The following is an 18559-nucleotide window of genomic DNA, read 5'->3' as shown; positions in this document are numbered from 1 at the left end:
CCCCGCGCATCTGTTGGAGGAACAGCCGATGAGTACTTCGCCGTCTGATCGTGATCTCTGGCAGGCGTATGAGGACGCCCACTCGGAAATGAGTCGCTACCGAGCCGAGTTCGACGAGCATGCCAAGGACCGGACCGAGATCCTCAGAGCCGCACTGGGCAGTGGGCCTAGAGCAATAGCCGCACTCGACTTCCTCGAAGCGCGCTCAGGGGACGGAAGCGTTGGGTTGGCCCTTCTCCCAGAGCTGGTGGAGTGGACGAGGTCCCACCGCTACGCCCGCTTTGCCCGACAGGCCATCAACGCCATTCCGAGCGAACGTCTGCTGCCCGTGCTCGAACCCCTCATTCTGGAACGGCTCGACTCAGCCGACGGCGAGGAGTACCTGCGCTACGCCGAACTCCTCTTCCACATCGAGGCAAGGGAACTCCTCGGCCGGCTCACCGCCCGTGCACTGGCCAGCGACGACCCCGACACACGTGAAGTGGGCGAGGACTACACGCAGTAGTACGGCCCGACGTGACTCCCCCGCCCCACCCCGTACCCCTCCCAGCGCCCCCTCGGCGCCAAGCGAGGCTACCGGCCACCTGCGTACCGCGCGGGACGAACAACGATCTGACGAACAACGATCTTCGGTGCGGGATGTCCGGATCCAGTGACACGCTGCCTGCATGGCTGCCGTCGGCACCACGCGGCCGTGTCGTACCGCGGGCCGGATTTCGGTGTTCGGATTCCGCCGACGGTCCCTCATTGGCTACCTTGGTCGGGTCGAGCCTGTGTCGAGGGGTGAGGGATGGGTGGTGGCGCCGACGAGGTGACCCCGAAGCCCGAAGTGGTGCGCAATCAGATCACCGGCGGCGCCGTTGTCTTCGGCCCGGTGGTGCAGTCCGGCACGTTCGCCGGACAGATCCATCATCACTACAGGGACGACCGCCGACCGCTGGACCTGCTCGCGCTGCGGTTGTGGGTCGACCGTATCGCGGCGGACTACCGCACGATGGTCGAGGACACCGGCGACCGGGCGGGTGCCGCGCACATCCGGCAGATTGACTTCGTACGGACCGGACTGGACGACTCTGGTCCCGCGAACGAGCGGCGCAAGGACGCAGTCCGGCGCCTCGTCGTCGCCGGCATCATCGGCTACCTGGCCCACCCCGGCGCTCCACCGAAGGAGCCGGTGCCCGAGCAGATCCTCCTCGACCTGATCGTCTTCTCGCTGTGGCCGGTGGTCACCGCCAAGAAGCTGCCATCAGGCTGGCAGGGCGAACTCGCCCAGATCACTTCACCTCGGCTCGCGGCGCTCGTGGAACGCGCGCGAGACGAGCGAAAGCCCCGCGCCGAGACGTTCGCCCGCGCCGTGGCCAACAAGTCGTTCTCGTCGGCGATGGCGACGTTGTTCGACGACCTGGCCGACCCCCGCCGTGGTGGCATGCTGCTGACAGCGATGGCGATTGCGGGTGGTCTGCCTGCCCCGCCCACCGGACGACAAGAAAGCAAGAAGGTCGCCGCGTGGGCGCTCGCCATCGCGGGTGGCGCCGCACTGTCGGAAGCCTTGAGGGGCCGTGATTCACTGGCCGCCCGAATCATCGGCGATGTGGTCACCGGCCTGCCCGCCGACGCGAGCGACCCGTTCGAGGCGACGATGGACCTGCTGGATCTGGTCGAGGGGCTGCTCGGCTGATGGACACCTCACTCGACCTCGTGTTCAGCGCGGCGTGGCTCACGGCGAGGACCATCTTCATCGGCACCTTCGGGATGTTTCTCGTCACCCAGGGCAATCCCCGTGAGATACAGGGCACAGCCCGGATCATCCACTACCTGAACGCGGCGCCTCCGACCGCGGTCTTCAGCTGGCAGAAGAGCGACGGGTATGAGGTCATCGTCTACAACTCCGCCACTGACGAAGAGGAGACGAAGCCCGCGCTGTTCCAGCCGGTCAGGTGGTCGGTGACCTATCCACTGTGGCCGAAGAAGCACCCGCAGTCCAAGGACGTCATGGCGCGCCGCGCGCTGCTTGCCTTCCTGGTGCGGTCGCTCTGCTTTCTCTGCTTCTTCCTCGGATCGTTCTGCCTGCTCGGGTGGCTGGCCGTCACCGAGAGCTGGCACTGGGGCGTCGCGCTAGGAGTACTGGCCGTCCATCAGCTCGCCTTCGCCCGCGCCCACACCTACTTCGTGTGGCTGAAGGGGTGGCTCTTTGTGGTAGTCGGCCTCGGGGTGTGGGTGTACCTGCAAGGCGGGACGTTCGAAACGATCGCGGTGTGCACCGTCGGCGCACTGGTCACGATTGCCATCCTGGGCCAGTGGTACATGGCGACGAGCTGGCGGTTCGAGCACATGCGTGACGTCGGGCGCAACCTCGGGGTTGGTCCCTTCGCCCCGAGGCGTCGGGGCAGGCTGTGGTGAACCCACCCACAGTACGGCTCGGTTGTCATTCTCCGGTCCGGTGCGGCACCTCCTGCGGAGTTGATCGGTGAGCAGGGCGGCGGTGATACGCAAGGCCAGGGAACAGGCCCGCGTGCAAGCCGGCAATGGCTGAGCGGCTCCTACGACCAAGTCCTGGAGGCGATCGAACGCCGCTGCGGGACGCGGACGGTGGGTAAACGCCAGGCCGAACAGCTCGTGCGTGCGGCTGCGGTGGACATCGCCGCCTTCTATTCCGCCCGCACCCCTGCCCCGGCGGCAAGCACGACGCTGCTGGTGCTCAGCGTCGACGGCAAGGGGATCATGATGCGCTCAGGCCATCTGCGGGAGGCGACGCGGAAGGCGGCGGAGCGTGCGACGCGCACCTTCCGCACCCGCCTGTCCGCCGGAGAGAAGACCTGCCGTAAGTGGATGGCCACGCTGGCTGTCGTCCACGACGCGGATACGGTTCCGCGCCGGGGGCACGACATCATCGCCTCGCCCCAAGGCCGCACCACCCGCCGTACTCCGGGCAAGGGCCCCAAGGCCCGTACGAAGTGGCTCACCGCCTTGGTTCAACACGACGCGGACCACGTCATCGCCGCCGCGTTCGACCAGGCAGAAGCTCGTGATCCGCAGCACCACCGGTGCTGGGTGGCCCTGGTCGACGGCGCCGAGCACCAGATCGAGTTGATCCATGCCGAGGCCGCCCGACGAGGCGTCACCATCCATGTCATCCTTGACACCGTCCACGTCATCGAGAAGCTCTGGGTGGCCTCGCGGTGTTTCCACACCGCCACCGATCCGGACGCCGGGACCTGGGTCGGCACCAGGTTCGCCCGGATCCTGGCAGGCGATGCCCTTGGCGCCGTCGCCGGCATCCGCAGCCAAGCCGACCGGCTGGGCCTGTCACCAGATCAACGGACCGCGGCGGACAGGACCTGCCGCTACCTGGAGAACAACGCCGCCGATCTCCACTACGGCCAGGTCCTCGCGGCCGGATGGCCGACCGCCAGCGGCATCGTCGAAGGAGCAGCACGTCACCTGGTGGCCGACCGTCTCGAAATCACCGGCAGCCGGTGGAGCGCCCTCGGTACCGAAGCCGTCCTGACCCTCCGGGCCCACATCAGCAACGGCGACTTCCCGCAGTACTGGACCTTCCACACCCGCAGAGAACGCGAATGCCTCTGCCCCCGGTCCAACCGGCACAGCTGCGAACTCCTGACCTGAGCATCAAGACCGGTGGAGGGGAGCCGCACCGACCCAGCGGTGATAGTTGTCTGCGTCGACGTTGCTGCCGCACACGATGGTCACCACGTGCCGCCCGGCGAAGCGGGCAGGGTCTTCGAGGACCGCCGCGAGGCCGAGCGCTGCGGACGGTTCGACGACGAGGCCGGCGTGGGCCAGGAGCATCCGCATGCCCGAGATGATCGACGTTTCTTGGACCAGGACCGCGTCGTCAGCGACCATGAGGAGGTCGTCCAGGACGGCCGGAATCGGGTACCGTCCGGCGACACCGTCGGCGATGGTGTCGGTGGAGTCGGTGGTGACGACACGTCGCTCGCGCCACGAGCGTGTCAGCGCCGGTGCGCCCGCCGGCTGGACGCAGATCACCTCGACCTCGGGTGCCAGGTCCTTCACCACATGACCCACGCCGGTGGCTAACGCCCCACCGCCGAGAGCGATCAGGACGGTGTCGAACGACGGCACGGTGCCCACCAGTTCCAAGCCGATGGTTGCCGCGCCCTCGCAGGTCTCGATGTCCAGACTGTCTTCGAGCAGCCGGATGCCGTCGTACCGCGCGATGGCCGCCGCCCGCTCGCGAGCCATCTCGTGGTCGCCGTCCACCAGCTCCAACCGGGCGCCCAAGGCGCGGATACGGTCAAGCTTGGCCACCGTCGCAAAGCGGGACGCCACGACGGTCACGTCGAGCCCCCGGCCGCGACCCGACCACGCGAGGGCCTGGCCAAGGTTGCCCGCGCTGGCGCACACCACGGCTCGCGAGCCGCTGTCGGCAAGCAGGCTCGCGGCAATCTCAGTGCCACGGGCCTTGAAACTGCGGACCGGGTTCGCCGTTTCGAGCTTGATGCTCACCGTGCACCCGAGGCCGGGCTCCAGCGCCTCACAGCGGTACAGCGGAGTATCGAGAAAGATCGGGTCGATTACCCGGCGAGCTTCCCGGATCCGAGCAGTATCGAGCCGCGTCTCCCGCATGACGCAGCAGCCTAGCGCTGTCAGCCGCTGGAGACGATGGCCGCGGGCTGGGTTCCGGCTCATCGGGTACACGTACCCGCATGAGCGTGGTGTGGGCTGAGGCGGTGGAACAGGCGTGGAGGATCGCCACGGGTATTCTCTGGCGATGTCGAATCAGTCAGTGGCGGCGGGAGTCAGACTCGCTGGTGCGATGGCACACTGCGGCGGGATCCCGGTGGGCAGCGCCGAGACGGTGTGACGGAGCCGGCCCTCCTTCGGCGAAGAGCACACACCGCGTGTTCTCCCGCGGGGCGAATTCCCTGAGCTACCAGGACCGTCCGAGCCGATCGTCGCTCAGGGCTGCCATCGCGGGGCCTCATCATCGGGTGTGTCCGGGCTGGCGAAGTGGAACGGAACAGAGAGGTGCTCAGCAAGGGCACGCCCCACCCGTTCGGCAGCTGCAGCTACGGGGTGGCGCGGATCGCCCTCCGCATCCTCGCCTAGGTAACGCTTGGCCGTTGACCAGTAGACGGTGGCCATGTGGGCTTCTCCCGCCGGGTCGGCGGTGATGGCCAGCAGCCGTACGAACCAGTCGTGGACGGTGTCACCATCCCAGATCGCCTCGATCGCCACTATGCGGCCCTCGCACCCGGCCGCCCTATAGGCCAACGACTCCAGATCGAGGGGGCTCTCCGGCTCGCGTGCAATCCGGTCCCCGTAGTGGAGATAGCGGTCATGGGCGATCAGCTGAGCGGTACCGACGCCGATGCCATGAGGAACGAGGCCGATGGCGACGATGACACGCACGGCCCCGAGAAGGGAGTCCTTAAGGATGTGTCCGTCGATCTCGTCGCGGATCCCGGCAGGCAGACTCTCCCACCATTCGGTCCTGGCCGCCGTGCTCATGCCCATCGAGAGCCCCCGTCTCCTTGGAGGCCCAAACAACCGAGCCTCGGGCCACTCTACGCCGTAGTCCAGCACCGTCTACGACAGCTGTCGCGCAGGGATCCGTCTGGTCACAGTGTCTTTGATCGGGGACAACACCGGCTGACCGATAGCTCGATACGCGGCCAACCAGACAGAAATGCAGTGTCCCAGACACGCGCCCCAGCCCCGCCGCGGGTTCACGCCGTCGGCGACCTCGGCCGCCGACGGCGCCGCCATGCCTGTGGCCTGGCGATCGGTCTGCCTGATCACGTGGTCCGCGAGGCTGTGACCGACGGAGAGAACCGCCCCCACCGCCCCGAAGGTCGCCAGGGTCTCGATCTGCTCGATGGAGGTCATCGGGTACCTCCTGCTTCGGCCAGGAGACCGTGGTCCAGAATCAGGGCATGGACGTCCCCAAGCTGCTGGAAGCCGCTTCCCTGCTGGTTCCCGAGAAGATCGCCACTGAGAACGACATCACGGTGAGCGACGTCTGGGAGTACCTCGTTCACGACGAGTGGGAAGTGGCGCTCGATCTACTGGAAGAACTTGGTGACGTCCGTCCGCTTCCGCTCAGCTTCTGGGAAGCCCTGGCCACCGCTGCCGAACAAATGAGGATGGAGAAGAGCGCAGCCTGGTGCCACTGGCGCGCCTTCGAGACCCGCCACGGGATCCTCCGAGCCGACCTCACCCTCCGCCCTGCCAGCGAAGCGCGACGGCAGACGCCCATCTCCGGCGCCGGCGTCCTGCGACCGATGTGGAACATCGGCCATCAGACCGCGACCGGCGAACCGGCTCTCAACATTGCCCGGCTCTGGGTGGAGTTCACGCCCTTCCTGGAGCCCGGGGGACATGCCTCGGTACGACTCGCGCCCCTGGACCCTTCGCAGTGGCAGCACCTTCGGCCTGGCCAGGTGATCACCATGCACGAGGACCAATCCGTGGCTGGCACGGCAGTCGTCCTGGAGATCCAGCGCCCCTCAGCCACGTCCGCCACGTAGTAGCTGTTGTCGTTCCGATCTTGAGGGCTGCACGTCGAACGGGGTGCTCGATCGGGTGATCGCCCCTGGCTGCGGGGATGAAGGCAGCGCCTCCTGGTAGCTCGGGGGTGCGAAGCCGACCGAGATCCAGGAGACCCTGTTGCCGCAGTTGTACGTGCTCGCGCCGGTGGAGTTCAACTCGGCTGCACCGACGTGTGATTGTGTCGCTCACCGGTTTGGAAACGCCGCCGATCACCCGGAACGTGTTCGGCGGTATCCCTCGGACATGACGGACGCGGAGTGGGCCGTGGTCCGGCCACTGCTGCCGGTGCCGGGCTGGATGCGCGGCCGGCGCGGGCGGCCGGAGGTGTACTGCCACCGGGCGATGCTCGATGCGATCCGTTACCTCGTCGACAATGGCATCAAGTGTGGCTATGCCAGTGGACTTCCCGCCGTGGGACCGGGTCTACGTGTCTTTCCGCCGCTGGCGCGACCGCTTGCCGGTCAGGGAGTTCCACGACCGGCTGCGCACCAGGGTCCGCGAGAGGCTGGGCCGCGACACGGAGCCGAGTGAAGGTGTGATCGACTCGCAGTCCGTCAAGGCGAACGCCGTCGTCGGCTTGGACAGCCGTGGCTTTGACGGTGGCAAGCCGGTCAACGGCCGCAAGCGGCCTGTCGTGGTCGACGCCCTGGGCCTGCTGCTGGGCGTGATGGTTACCGCCGCGGACACCGGCGACCGCATCGCTGCCCAGGTGCTGCGTGCGCAGGCCGCCGACGCGCACCACCGCCTCGCCCTGGTCTGGGCCGACGCCGGCCACAGCGGCCCGCTCATCGAGTACTGCCTGGCCACGCTCGGGCTGGTCCTGGCGATCGTCAGACGCAGCGACGACATGCGCGGCTTCGTGGTGCGGCCCAAGCGGTGGATCGTCGAGCGGTTCTTCGACCACCTGATGCACACCCGCCATCTGGCACGCGACTTCGAGCGCCGCACCACCAGCGCCGAAGCGATGGTCTACTGGTCGATGACCCTGTTCATGACGCGCCGCCTCGCGTGGCCGGGCCCTGGGTGAGGGCGAAGGGGCCTGGCTGCCGCTCGGCCAGCCACCCCCGTGCGGCCAGCCGTTTCGCCTTCGGCTGCAGCGCCTCCACTTTGGCCGACATCACGTCCAGGCCGAACAATGTGGCCAACTCCTGGCAGGTCAGGGGCCTTTGAAGTATCCGGTGCCGTTCCACCAGGGCTTCAAGGATGCGCTGATAGTCCACCGACAGCACCGACCAGGCCAATCCCTCACGCCACACCGGCACCTGCGACTTCGGTTTCGCCGCCTGGCCGGGCGCCGAGCGCGCGTCCGTGGCCCGTGGCTCGGGGGCGGCCTCCGCGTCATCGATGCCACCGACGTGCGGAGCCAAGACCGTGCTCACCCGCCTGCGAGCGATCACCCACTCCTGCCATTCCTGCGCAGCCGCGGCCAACTCGGCCTGGATGCGATCGGCTTCCTCACTCAACCCGTCAACCCGACGCCGACCAGCGAGCTCGTGCTCTTCCACCAGTCCGACGGCCGACGGCATCCGCAATCTCCCGGGAAGCGACGACACAGCACGCGACCACTCCCATCGATCCACCGCCCCTATGCCTGACCAGCGAAAACACCGCCTGGCTTTATTCGCGAGTTGTGGCTCTGGTCCACTTCGTGTGGGCGGGTACGCACGGTGACTGTTGATCTTCGTGTGGTGCGCGTTGAGGTCGCCCGAAAATCGCCCGGCCGAACAGCTTTGTGGTCGACAGTCCTTCGCTGTGAACGAAGTGCTGCCGCAACTGGACGAGCTGTTGTTCTCCTCGGACGTCGGCGTATCGGTGGTGTTGGTGCACGTGACCGATACGGTCGTCCAGGTCGAGGCCCGGACGACCACCGAGCGGGCGGCATGCCCGGACTGCGGATGCTGGTCAGAGCGGATACACGGCTCCTACCTGAGATTCCTCCGTGATCTGCCAGCGGTCGGCAAGCTCGTAGTGGTGTCCTTGCGGGTGCGCCGCTTCGTCTGCGCACAGGAGTCCTGCTCGCGCAGAACGTTCGCCGAGCAGGTACCCGGACTCACCCGCCGGTTCGGTCGGCGGACCGAACGGCTGCGCTCCACGCTGATATCGGTCGGTCTCGCGCTCGCGGGCCGGGCTGGTGCACGGATGGCCAACGCCTTCGAAGTACCCGTCAGCCGCAACACCCTGCTGAGGCTGATTGCCTCGCTGCCCGACCCAGTCACCGAGCCACCCCGTGTGGTCGGCGTTGATGAATACGCCCAGCGCAGGGGCCGAATCTACGGGACTGTGCTTGTCGACGTCGAGACACGTAGACCAGTGGACCTCCTGCCCGACCGGGAGGCCAGCACCCTCGCGGCCTGGCTCGCCGAACGGCCCGGCATCGAGATCGTCTGCCGTGACCGGGCTGTCTTCTTCGCCGAAGGCGCTACGCGGGGAGCCCCGCAGGCCCTTCAGGTTGCCGACCGGTGGCACCTCTGGCATAACCTGGGCGAGGCAGCGGAGAAGTGCGTTTATCGGCACCGAAGTTGTCTCCGGTTCACCCCGGCAGCGCCAGGACAGGAGCAGGAGGAAGTTGAGCCTGCGGCGTCGTCTCCCTGGCCGACAGGCCACCGGTTTGCGAACGCACCCGCGCCAAGCACGCCACCATCCACGCGCTGCTGGCCGCCGGCCACAGCAAACGGTCCGTGCCCCGGCAGCTGGGGATGACCCTCAACACCATCATGCGTTTCTCCCGCGCGGCCACCCCGGAGGAGATGTTCACCGGCCAGTGGCAAAGCCGGGCGACCAAACTCGACGCCTACAAGCCCTACCTCGACCAACGATGGCAGGAAGGCTGCACCAACGCCTGGAAGCTCTGGGAAGAGATCAGCGAGCAGGGCTACCCGGATGGCTACGCCAACGTCCGTACCTACGTCAGCCGGGTGCTACGCGGGAAGCCCCAGCCCGTCGGGCCGCGACCGCCCTCAGCTCGCGCCGTTACCCGCTGGATTCTCACGCATCCGGACGCCCTCGCCGAGAACGACAGACTCCGTCTCAAAGCCGTACTGGCGAGCTGCACCGAACTGAAAACGCTTGCCGAGCACGTGCGCTCCTTCGCCCACATGGTCACCCAGCTGCAAGGCGAGCAGCTGCCTGAATGGATCGCCTCGGCTACGGCCACGACCGATCTGATCAGCCTCAGCAGGTTCGCCCAGCACCTCGAACGAGACCTTGACGCCGTCACCGCGGGCCTCACACAGCCATGGAACTCGGGCGTCGTGGAAGGACACGTCAACCGCATCAAGATGCTGAAGCGTCAGATGTTCGGGCGCGCAGGATTCGAACTGCTCCGCAAACGCGTCCTGCTCTACCCATAAGCCCAGGCACAACTCTGGTTGGCCAAGGCACTAGCCTCAGCCTGTGCCCCCCCGCCCCAGACAGACCGAGCCGCCTTTCCCCACTGAGTTCCCTCTCAACGAACTGCTGGACAGAACGGACTGGGCGTCACTGGCCACGGCTGGCGGCACAGGTGAATCCCTGCCCGCGGCACTGACGCTCCTGACCAGCTCGGATCCGGTCGCCAGGGAGACCGGACTCCGCACCGCGTTGGGATCCGTAACTCACCAGAACAGCATCTACGAAGCCACGGTGCCCGTGGCACTCTTCGTTGCGGCGATTCTCGACCACCCGGCCGTCACGGCGGGTGACAGCGGCCACGGTGCCCCAACGCCCTCAACTCTCGTGCGGCTTCTCGACTGGCTCGGCGATACCGCTGCGGATGCCGACGACGAGTTCTCCGCCACTGACGAACATCTCGACAGTGAGGTATGCCGCGCGGAGATACGTGCGTTCAGGGAAGCGAAGCCAGCGATCTTCCCCAAAGTGCAGGCCCTCCTTGGCCATGACAGCACGGACGTCCGCCACGCCGCGCTCATCGCTGTCATTCCGCTGGTAGAGCACCCCTTTCTCACCCAGCACCAGGCCGAAATCGTTGGTCATGCACGACGTCTGCTGGCAGCCAGCACTGACCGCCACCATCGCAACCGCGCTCTCGACGCACTGAAAGGGTGGGGTTACAACACCGGCGAGTTGGAGAACGCGTCGGACATCGCAGCCCGCGAACGCTATGCCAGGCTGCAAGCTGCTCGTGCCTCTTGGGACGGCAACTGGGCAGGGGGCGGATATAGCGAAGAACCGCCGTTCTGACTCAAGGTCCAAATCGCTTTGAATCATCCGCTGCTCACACCGCGTGGCCGCTCCACACCAAGTGGACCAGAGCCCGTTCTCGTGAGCGAAGCCAACCGCCCTCAGATTCGGAACGACAACAGCTACACGCATGCCGCCGGGTCTGTCCATCGAACGGCCTCGTCTCACATCCGGTGACGACGGAGAGTGCTGTTATCCGGGGAGGATGCGGTGGCGGAGCAGGCGTGGAGCCAGCGCAGGGCCGCCAGGTCGCGGATCTGGGCGGCGGGGAGCTTGGGGGACGCGTTGAAGTCGAAGCCCTTCAGGGCGACTTGCTGCTCGAACTTCACCTTTCGCGGGTGGCGTTCGAAGGCGAGGCTCTCATGTCGGATGATCTCGTCTTGGCAGAGGGCCTGGAGGAAGTCGAGGCGGCCGAGCTTTCCGCCGGGGGCCTGGGCGAGGCGGGCGTCCAGGGTCTCCAGCATCGCTGGCCGAACTGCGCCGTGCCCGGCTCCGGGGCCGATGACGCCACCGAGTACGACCTGGTCGACTGCGTCTACCCGCACATTCCGGTCGGCGCTGGCATCCCGGCCGCAGCCGTCACCGCGGCCGGGATGCCGGTTACTTCTTCCAGCCGCGCCTGCCGAGCTGGGCGCAGGAGCCAGGGCGAGGACGACGGTGGTTGTGGGCTTCCGCAAGATGTGTGGCCAGGTGGCCCGGGGCGTGAGCGGGAGCCTGGCATCGGTCGGCGCCCCGGTCATCGCGAAATGCGGCCCGTGGGCCCATCTGAACTGCCTGGCCCGTACCGCTCACGCCCTCGTAGTCGCCCGGCGCGCTGGCTTCACGGTCACCGGGCCGGTCAGCGGTACCGCTTGAGATGGCGCGGGTTCTCGATGTCGAGCGCTTGGCAGAATGACGGAGCGTTGACCGGGTTGCAGCGTGCCGGTGTTCCGTCCGGTACCTGAACGGCGAAGGAGGGGTTGATCAGCGGGTCGGCTCTGGGGTAGTCGGTGCTGACGAACTGGGCGCCCGAAGCGAAGGCCGCGTCTCTGCGGGCGGTGCTGCCGGTCCGCGCTTCCACTGTGTTGGCGTCCGAGCGGGTGCGGACCATGTAGCCCGACGCGACCAGTTCCTTGATCCGGGCCAGGTCCTTCTCGGGCTCTTCCATGAGGACGACGGCCGCGTCCGGGTTGCCTGGCTTGGAGGTCGGGAACATCACCCGGCCGTGCAGGCTGCCGTCCGGCCGCAGGTAGTCGATCCGGTGGCGGTCATTGGCCAGGCAGTTGCAGCTGACGAACATGAACTTGCCGCGGCTGTCGGCGAGTTTGGGCCACTTGTTGGCGCGTACCGCGGACTCCAGGGTCGGGTAGCGGCCCTGGACGTCGTCGGGGGTGATGAGCTTGTCGGCGCCGAGCACCGAGCGGATCTCGTGGTCGAGGGTGTTGTAGTCCGCGGGGCCCCACTGCTTGGCCGGTGGGGTGTCCTTGATCTCCACGAGCACCATGAACGGCAGGTGGCCAGGGTTTTTCCGCGACCACTTCGCGAGCTCTCCCAGGCACTTGGTGAACAGTACGCAGGTGGTCCGCTGGTCGATCTGCCCGATGTGGAAGGCCTTCAGCCCCGGCTTGCGCCAGTCCGGATCCTTCATCCGGGTGGGTCCGCCCACCTCGGCCAGCATCGGGGTGCCGACGTACCGGCCTCCGTGGGGGTCGGCGTGCACGTCCAGCTCGACGTGCCGCACCCCCAGCTGCCCGATCTGCTTGGTCAGTGTGGCGTGCCGGTGGTCCAGCGACTGCCGGAGCGTTTCGAGAGGGAAGGGCAGCTGCGCGCCCAGCGACGGAGGCAGGCCCTGAGGTACGGGACCGGGCTTGTAGCTGTTGTGGGTGCCCATGTCCTGGATCTGGTTCATCCGGAGGGCGTTGTCCAGCGGGTAGGGCTTGCTGTGGTGCTTCCGGGCGCTGTCCGGCCCGGCGACAGCGCTCGCCGGGACAGGGCCCAGTGAGACCACGAGGCCCAGCAGTGCCGCTACGGCGCCGGCGACGGCATGCCGACGCGGGAACCGGACGGGGAATACGCTCACGTCTCTCCTATGGTGCGCAGCTTGTGAGGCAGCCCGGACGCTAGCTGCGTGCGCAGAAGGGGATCAACGGAGGTACCGAGCCGTGCGCAAGAGTTCACCGCTCCGTGCGCCACCGTGCCCCTGAAGATCATGCAAGGTGATCGGCGGCGGTCTCAAGGGCAGCCTGACGCGCCGCCGTCGCCGCGGCCTGGCCGAAAGCAGCGTTGCCATCCGGCGGCCCACATCGGGCCCCAGCCGAGGTCGACGTCGCCCAGCGCATCCAGGCGCTCGGTGCTCATCGCGCGCCGCCCGGCAGCACATCGGCGCTTCACCCACCCCGTCAGCCCTGCCCGGTCTGCGGGGACGTGTCCTGCTCACGCCACCGCCGCAGCCTCTTCACCCGGTCTCTGGTGTGGGGGTGCTCCTCGCCCAGAGTCGGCCGGGAGTCCTCGCCCCCCGTGCAAGCAGCTGCACAGCCTCATCCCCACGCCCCGCGTCGTGGTAACTGGCGGCAAGATTGGCGCGGGCGGCCAGGGTGTCGGGGTGCTGGGGTCCGAGAATGCGTTCGTTGCCGGCCAAGACCTGCTCCTCCAGCTCGATGGCTTCGTCGGTGAGCCCTGCATCCCGACAACTGGCGGCGAGGCTGGCGCGGGTGTTCAGGGTGTCGGGGTGCTCGGCACCCAGCTGGCGCTGCGCGTGTGATGCCTGGCTTTCCCAGTGGGGTGCGGTTCCTTTGGAGGGAAGTTCTGGTCGGGTGGAGGGCCTGCGGGAGGAAGCCGCGCGGCGGGCTGAGGTGCTGGAGTCTGCGGAGATCGAGCTGGACCGGCGGGTGATCGCCCGGGAAGAGCTGGGCGCGGCCCTGGCCGCTTCCGACGCTGCGACGACTGCCGTGACCGGGGCGGAGCGGGAAACCGTGTTCTCACCGGTGCCGGGGTCGGTGGTGCCGCCCTGGCGGGACGGGTTGGCGGTGACCGTGCCCGCGCTTGACTACCAGCGGATTGTGGGCGTGTTGGAGGCGCGGCGGTCCGCGGGCGGGGGACCGATGATGGCCGAGGAGATCGCGGCGGAGGTGGGCCCGGGGGCGAGGCCCGGGAAGGTCGAGGGGGGGGTGCGTTCGAAGGCCCGGCGTCTTGTGGAACGCGGGTGGGTCCTGGTGGACGCGTCGGGGATGTTCAGTGCCGGCCGACGGTCTGTGGCCGTGCCAGACGTCGGCTCAGACGAAGAGTCATCCGGCCTGTGGGGGACAAGGCGGTCGTGCCCCCGAGGGAGTGGGGAGGGAGGGGGCTGTGACGATCAGGCGTGCGATGAGCCCGGCGCGCCGTTCCATGCGGCGGATGATGTGGGCGCGGGTCGGTGTGTCCGGGGCGTTCCACAGGGCGAGGATGTCGCGCCAGATCCGGTCGCGCCATGCCACCAGGACGAGCATCGTCAGGCGGGCGCTCGTGCGGCGGCCCGCGGGTAGGCGTCGTAAGACCGTGGTGGTGCGGCAGCGGTAGCGCTCGGCCAGCATGTCCGTGCACTCGAGGACCGACTGTTCCAGGATGCGGTTGACGCGGAAGTAGTCGTGGCGGTAGCGGCGCAGGAGGTGTTGGTCGATGTGCGTGCGGTTCGCTTGGAGGTAGGCGTGGACGACGAGTCCGAGGTCGTGGTTGATGTGCGCGTTGATGCCCAGGATCGCGCTGCGGTACGGCGCTGCGGGTCCGTGGGCGGCGTAGCAGGTGGCCAGCCGCCAGGAGGTGGCGGTCACCGGTGTGCCGTGCAGTGAGTTCCGGGTGGCGATGAGGGCTTCTTCGGCGAAGAGGCCGGTCAGCTCGGAGAGCCACCCGGGTTCGAGGAAGCCGTCGTGGTCCTCGGTGTGCAGGATCTCGACGACCCGGCGGGTGATGACGACGTAGACGTCGAGGAAGACGGCGCGGTCGTCGTCGGCTTCGCGGAGCCGCTCGGTGAGCAGTTCGAGTGCCGCGAGGGCCTCCGGGGCCGTCCGTGGCCGCCAGTTGATGTCCTCGGTCGTGATCCGCACCCTGTGCTCCGGTCGTCAGTGATCGTCTTCGTGCTGACAAGCTAGCGGGTTCGGACGCCGCGGGGACCGGAACCCGGGAGACTCCCCGTCCGTGGCAGGGTGGGATGGCGCCCGGGCCGCACCGGCTCCGCCTGCCGGGGCCCTTGCTGTGCCGCACGGCCGAGGTGAGCCGCTACGGCAGCCACCCCCCTGCCGCACGGCCCTTGCGCGGCAGGGGAGGACAGAGTGGTGCTCCTGTCGGACCCCGCGGCACGCCGGGTGCGCGGAGGGGGCGGGTACGGGCGGTCCAGCCGGTCGGATCCGAGCGGGACCCGGGCGGGTTAGGCTCGGCCCGGGGCGTTGCCCGAACCCCTTCCGCGCTCACCGCCGACCGGTTCCGGAGCCCTGTTGAACATGTCGTCCGCCATAACGTCCCGCCCCGTCGCCCGTCTGCTGTCCGAGGCGCGTGATCGTACGGACGCGGTGGTCTCCGCCCTCTTGGAGCAGGTGGAGGAGGGCCCTGGCCGGGTTTTGGCCTACCAGTGGGGTCTGCGGGACCCCGAGGGTCGGCCCGTGCCCGCCGACGGACCAGGGAGGGGCAAGGCGGTGCGTGCAGCGCTGGTGTTCGCGGCCGCCCGGGCTACGGGCCGCCCCGGCAGCGATCCTCTGGTGCCTGCCGGGGCCACCGCCGTCGAGATGCTGCACACGCTCTCTCTGCTCCACGACGATGTGATGGACGAGGACGAGCTGCGGCGGGGGCGTCCGGCGGCGTGGCGGGTGTTCGGGGCGGACGCAGTCGAGAACGCTGTGCGTCACTTGACCCCGCACGCCGTAGGCCTGCTCTTCGACGCGGCAGCCGGCCCGGACGCGGACCCGGCACCGACGACCTCGCCCCGGGGCCCGGAGGCGTTGCGGGGCCCCGCACGCGCGGCGGGCGTGCTCGGCGCGGCGCTCGTTCGGCTGGTCCAGGGCCAGGCCCTCGACCTCGCCCTGGAGCAGGAGGCGCACCCCGGCGTCGCCGCGACCTTGCGCGTGCACGCCGACAAGACGGGCTCGCTGTTCTCGTGCGCCTGCGAGCTGGGGGCCGCCCCGGCCGCGGCCGGGGAGTTGGCGGTCTTCGGCGAGCACCTCGGCGTCGCTTTCCAGATCACCGACGACGTTCTCGGTATTTGGGGAGACCCCTTGGTGACGGGGAAGTCCGTCGGCTCGGACCTGACGGCCCGCAAGAAGTCCTACCCGGTCGCCGTCGCCCTGGCCCCGACGACCGCATCGGACAGCGCCGCCGACGATGCCCGCCGAAGACTGGCTCGCCTCTACGCCCACACCGAGTCCTGGACGGCGGCGGAGACCGACGAGGCACGCAGACTCCTCGACCACACCGGCGCCCGCTCCGTGGCGGAGGCGGCCGCGCGCCGCCACGCACGGGCGGCCCTCGAAGCCCTGTCCGGGATCTGCCCTTTGGACGAGGAGGCGGGGCAGGACCTGAGGGCGCTGGCCGCGTTCGTCACAGGCCGCCTGTACTGATCACTGACGGGGCCCGGGAGTCGTGCACTCTCTTCAGGACTGTTCCCAGGGGGCGGGTCGATCGAAGGTGTTGGGCAGACCGGCCGCGTACAGCTCGTCGTCCAGGCGGTGCAGACGGGCGAGTTCGGAGGGCGGTTTCCAGCCACGTATCACGCATGCCGGTGCGGTGGAGCCGGCGGTCGCGAGGAGGGCGTTCACAGCGGCTTTGGCGCTCTGGTCCGCAGCTTCCATGGTGGCGAGGTTGAGGTCCACGTCCACGTGGTCGCCGGCCTGGAACAGGTTGGGGACCTTCCCGGCCGGTTTGGGACGCCACCGGCGCGAGCCGGCCGTGCTGATCAGCAGCGGTTCGGTGTTGTGGGCGAGAGCACCGGGTTCCGTGGGCCAGCGGATGGCGGGATCGGTGAAGCAGGAGTGCACCAGATCGGGGCATATCAGCTGACGGCCGTCGCGGCGCAGCGAGCCGGCCAGTTGGTGCCACACCTCGCTGACCACCTCCTGCCGGGTGCAGGCCCGGGCGGGTTTTCCGGTCAGGGGTCCTGGGACGTCCCAGGCCGACACGTCGACCGACAGGCAGTCGTGGACGGTGCCGTCGCCGTACCGGGTCGGCAGGTCGATGCCGGACCAGAACTGGGCCTGGGCGATGGAGGTGAGCGCCCAGGGGGAGTCCACGTGGATGACGTGGCCGTGGACGATCGGGGTTGGCTCGCGCAGGAAGAACTGGATGCCGGTCATCCAGTCCGTTTCCAGGCGGTCGATGTCCGCCAGGGCCTCGTCGAGCTCGCACACCTCCGGCCCGAGGGTGCGTACGGCGGCCTCGGCGGGGACCGCGCAGACGAACCAGTCGGCCTCCACCTCGTGGACAACACCGGACGGAGTGCGCACTACGGCGGCTCGTACCGCTCCACGGGCCGTCCGCAGGCCCTGGACGCGGTGACCGACGAGGAAGCGGACCCCGAGCGATATGAGATGTGCGGCCCACGGCCCGATCCACGCCTCCGTGGTCGGCGCGTCGAGGACCCGGTCGGCCTCGGCGTGGCCGGCTCCGCCGAGCAGCCCGGACCAGAACTCCACCTGGGTACGGCCGATGGAGGCGACGCTCGCCACCTCGGCCTTCGCGGCGACCAGCGTGCGGGTGGGACCGATCACGCAGAGCCGCCGGTACTCCTCGGAGGCGGTCGCACCCGCCGTGAAGTCCCACCACGAGGTGTTCTCGAACTCGCTGTCGCGGCGGGCGGCCCCGCTCGTGGCCCAGACCAGCAGCCGGTTCGCGAAGTGTGCGCTCTCCTCAGCGGAGAGACCGGGCGTGCGGGCCAACAGGTGGCCCACCGCGCGCAGCGTGGCCTCGATGCTCCTCGCCGCAGGTCCCCCGGAGATGTCGACGACCACCCCGTCGCGCTGCCGGTCCCGCGCGTACAGTACCTGCGTGGTAGCCACCAGCCGGTCGGCGACCCAGCCGTCGCCGGAGGGGATGCGTGCCATCGTCTCGGTCACGTTCCGGTAGAACCCCGGGAAGAACCGGAACCCGTGCTCACCCGGCAGATCCCGACGCCCCTGCTTACCCGTCCCGGGAACAGGAATGCTGCGCGCCTTGCCGCCCAGTGCCCGGGCCTCGATGACGGTCACCGCGAACCCCCGCTCGGCCAGCTCCATCGCCGCGGTCAGCCCCGCCGGCCCGCCCCCGATGACCACCACCCGCCGTCCGACGCACCCGCCCCGGCTGTGCCCTCGGACCCCTGCCCCGACAACACCTGTCCTGGCCCTGTTCCCGCCTGTCCCCACGCCTCTGCCCTCCACGTGCCCGGTGCCGGACCGGTGTGCCCGAACCCCTCGCACAAGATCAGGGATGACGGCCAGGTAATGTGCTCCGGCCGTCCTCGAAGATCATTTCAGCACGCGCCCGCCGGCTTCAGGAGGCCGGGACCGGGCCCTGTTCGTTGCCTTTTACGTCTCCAGACCTCGCTGAACTCCAGCTGCTGAAAAGGGTGGTGGGCATAGCTGAATCCGGAGGGACGGCTCGGTGCTGGTTCTGGGGCCGCAGCGGTGGGTTGCGGCCGGGCGTGGGCGGGAACGCCGACAGCCCCGCCGCCTTTGACCGAGGGTTGCGGGGCTGTCGTTTGACTGTTTCATCCGGGTTGACTGGTGGTCAGGTGATGATCGGGACGACGACGGGGTTGAGCGAGTTGATGATGGCGAGGACTTCGGCGGACATGGGCGGGCCTCCTGGCGGCGGTGTGGGAGTGCGGGTGTCTCCCGGGACTGTTGATCAAACCGGCCGGAGAGGC

The 18559-nt window shown here is 68.7% G+C and carries 19 protein-coding genes and 1 pseudogene; 11 read left to right on the top strand and 9 right to left on the bottom strand.

Going from position 1 to position 18559, the window contains the following annotated elements; genetic code table 11:
• The first annotated feature begins 28 nt into the window (after nt 1-28).
• The 4 genes from ACIBNE_RS37700 to ACIBNE_RS37685 all read left to right on the top strand — a co-directional run bounded on the left by ACIBNE_RS37700 (nt 29) and on the right by ACIBNE_RS37685 (nt 3627).
• Nucleotides 29-505, top strand: coding sequence for a hypothetical protein (locus ACIBNE_RS37700; RefSeq protein WP_399279945.1), 477 nt, complete (start codon nt 29-31; stop codon nt 503-505).
• Between the two features lie 285 nt (nt 506-790).
• Nucleotides 791-1678, top strand: coding sequence for a hypothetical protein (locus ACIBNE_RS37695; protein ID WP_399279943.1), 888 nt, complete (start codon nt 791-793; stop codon nt 1676-1678).
• The gene (locus tag ACIBNE_RS37690) at nt 1678-2400 is read left to right on the top strand and encodes a hypothetical protein (RefSeq protein WP_399279941.1); all 723 of its coding nucleotides are present in this window, start codon (nt 1678-1680) and stop codon (nt 2398-2400) included. The genes ACIBNE_RS37695 and ACIBNE_RS37690 overlap by 1 nt, the downstream gene beginning before the upstream one ends.
• Before the next feature lie 60 nt (nt 2401-2460).
• Complete coding sequence (locus ACIBNE_RS37685) at nt 2461-3627, top strand: ISKra4 family transposase (protein WP_399279939.1); 1167 nt, start codon at nt 2461-2463, stop codon at nt 3625-3627.
• A 3-nt stretch (nt 3628-3630) separates the two neighbouring features.
• Here ACIBNE_RS37685 and ACIBNE_RS37680 read toward each other — a convergent pair whose 3' ends face one another.
• The 3 genes from ACIBNE_RS37680 to ACIBNE_RS37670 form a co-directional block, all read right to left on the bottom strand.
• Entirely contained in the window at nt 3631-4611 is a 981-nt protein-coding gene (locus tag ACIBNE_RS37680; RefSeq protein WP_399279937.1) for a threonine/serine dehydratase, read from the bottom strand.
• A gap of 333 nt (nt 4612-4944) precedes the next feature.
• On the bottom strand, nt 4945-5502 hold the full coding sequence (locus ACIBNE_RS37675) for a hypothetical protein (protein WP_399279935.1): 558 nt from the start codon (nt 5500-5502) through the stop codon (nt 4945-4947).
• A 72-nt stretch (nt 5503-5574) separates the two neighbouring features.
• Nucleotides 5575-5874 (bottom strand): hypothetical protein, encoded by a 300-nt coding sequence (locus ACIBNE_RS37670; RefSeq protein WP_399279933.1) that lies wholly within the window; start codon nt 5872-5874, stop codon nt 5575-5577.
• Nucleotides 5875-5921: 47 nt separating this feature from the next.
• Between ACIBNE_RS37670 and ACIBNE_RS37665 the strand changes: the two genes are divergently transcribed.
• The 3 genes and pseudogenes from ACIBNE_RS37665 to ACIBNE_RS37655 all read left to right on the top strand — a co-directional run bounded on the left by ACIBNE_RS37665 (nt 5922) and on the right by ACIBNE_RS37655 (nt 7564).
• A complete protein-coding gene (locus ACIBNE_RS37665; protein WP_399279931.1) occupies nt 5922-6515 on the top strand; it encodes a hypothetical protein in 594 nt (197 codons plus the stop codon).
• 265 nt (nt 6516-6780) lie between these two features.
• Nucleotides 6781-6861, top strand: a pseudogene (locus ACIBNE_RS37660) (transposase); the annotation flags it as partial.
• A 67-nt stretch (nt 6862-6928) separates the two neighbouring features.
• Complete coding sequence (locus ACIBNE_RS37655) at nt 6929-7564, top strand: IS5 family transposase (protein WP_399279929.1); 636 nt, start codon at nt 6929-6931, stop codon at nt 7562-7564.
• On the opposite strand, the gene ACIBNE_RS37650 is transcribed toward ACIBNE_RS37655, so the two are convergent.
• Nucleotides 7527-8063 carry a hypothetical protein gene (locus tag ACIBNE_RS37650; protein ID WP_399279927.1) on the bottom strand — a complete coding sequence of 179 codons (537 nt, stop codon included), beginning with the start codon at nt 8061-8063 and terminating at the stop codon, nt 7527-7529. The two genes, ACIBNE_RS37655 and ACIBNE_RS37650, sit on opposite strands and share 38 nt — an antisense overlap.
• A gap of 226 nt (nt 8064-8289) precedes the next feature.
• Here ACIBNE_RS37650 and ACIBNE_RS37645 point away from each other — a divergent pair, with 226 nt between their 5' ends.
• The 3 genes from ACIBNE_RS37645 to ACIBNE_RS37635 are packed head-to-tail and all read left to right on the top strand — an operon-like array spanning nt 8290 to nt 10716.
• The gene (locus ACIBNE_RS37645; protein ID WP_399279925.1) at nt 8290-9237 is read left to right on the top strand and encodes an ISL3 family transposase; all 948 of its coding nucleotides are present in this window, start codon (nt 8290-8292) and stop codon (nt 9235-9237) included.
• On the top strand, nt 9234-9887 hold the full coding sequence (locus ACIBNE_RS37640) for a transposase (RefSeq protein WP_399279923.1): 654 nt from the start codon (nt 9234-9236) through the stop codon (nt 9885-9887). The genes ACIBNE_RS37645 and ACIBNE_RS37640 overlap by 4 nt, the downstream gene beginning before the upstream one ends.
• A gap of 43 nt (nt 9888-9930) precedes the next feature.
• A complete protein-coding gene (locus ACIBNE_RS37635) occupies nt 9931-10716 on the top strand; it encodes a hypothetical protein (protein ID WP_399279921.1) in 786 nt (261 codons plus the stop codon).
• A 164-nt stretch (nt 10717-10880) separates the two neighbouring features.
• Here ACIBNE_RS37635 and ACIBNE_RS37630 read toward each other — a convergent pair whose 3' ends face one another.
• From ACIBNE_RS37630 to ACIBNE_RS37615, 4 genes are all read right to left on the bottom strand, one after another.
• Nucleotides 10881-11180 (bottom strand): ATP-binding protein, encoded by a 300-nt coding sequence (locus tag ACIBNE_RS37630; protein WP_399279919.1) that lies wholly within the window; start codon nt 11178-11180, stop codon nt 10881-10883.
• 374 nt (nt 11181-11554) lie between these two features.
• Nucleotides 11555-12775: a Ca2+-dependent phosphoinositide-specific phospholipase C gene (locus ACIBNE_RS37625; protein ID WP_399279917.1), complete on the bottom strand. Its 1221-nt coding sequence runs from the start codon at nt 12773-12775 to the stop codon at nt 11555-11557.
• Between the two features lie 375 nt (nt 12776-13150).
• Nucleotides 13151-13414, bottom strand: a complete 264-nt coding sequence (locus tag ACIBNE_RS37620) for a tetratricopeptide repeat protein (RefSeq protein WP_399280140.1) — start codon at nt 13412-13414, stop codon at nt 13151-13153.
• A gap of 565 nt (nt 13415-13979) precedes the next feature.
• Nucleotides 13980-14774, bottom strand: a complete 795-nt coding sequence (locus ACIBNE_RS37615) for a DUF5995 family protein (protein ID WP_399279915.1) — start codon at nt 14772-14774, stop codon at nt 13980-13982.
• A 393-nt stretch (nt 14775-15167) separates the two neighbouring features.
• Between ACIBNE_RS37615 and ACIBNE_RS37610 the strand changes: the two genes are divergently transcribed.
• Nucleotides 15168-16277 (top strand): polyprenyl synthetase family protein, encoded by a 1110-nt coding sequence (locus ACIBNE_RS37610; RefSeq protein WP_399279913.1) that lies wholly within the window; start codon nt 15168-15170, stop codon nt 16275-16277.
• 33 nt (nt 16278-16310) lie between these two features.
• On the opposite strand, the gene ACIBNE_RS37605 is transcribed toward ACIBNE_RS37610, so the two are convergent.
• Nucleotides 16311-17969 carry an FAD-dependent oxidoreductase gene (locus ACIBNE_RS37605; protein ID WP_399279911.1) on the bottom strand — a complete coding sequence of 553 codons (1659 nt, stop codon included), beginning with the start codon at nt 17967-17969 and terminating at the stop codon, nt 16311-16313.
• Between the last annotated feature and the right edge of the window lie 590 nt (nt 17970-18559).

The organism is Streptomyces sp. NPDC050504 (genome assembly GCF_044458065.1).
GTDB lineage: Bacteria > Actinomycetota > Actinomycetes > Streptomycetales > Streptomycetaceae > Streptomyces.
The sequence above is the reverse complement of the archived record's forward strand: the minus strand, read 5'-3'. Positions and strand labels throughout refer to the sequence as shown.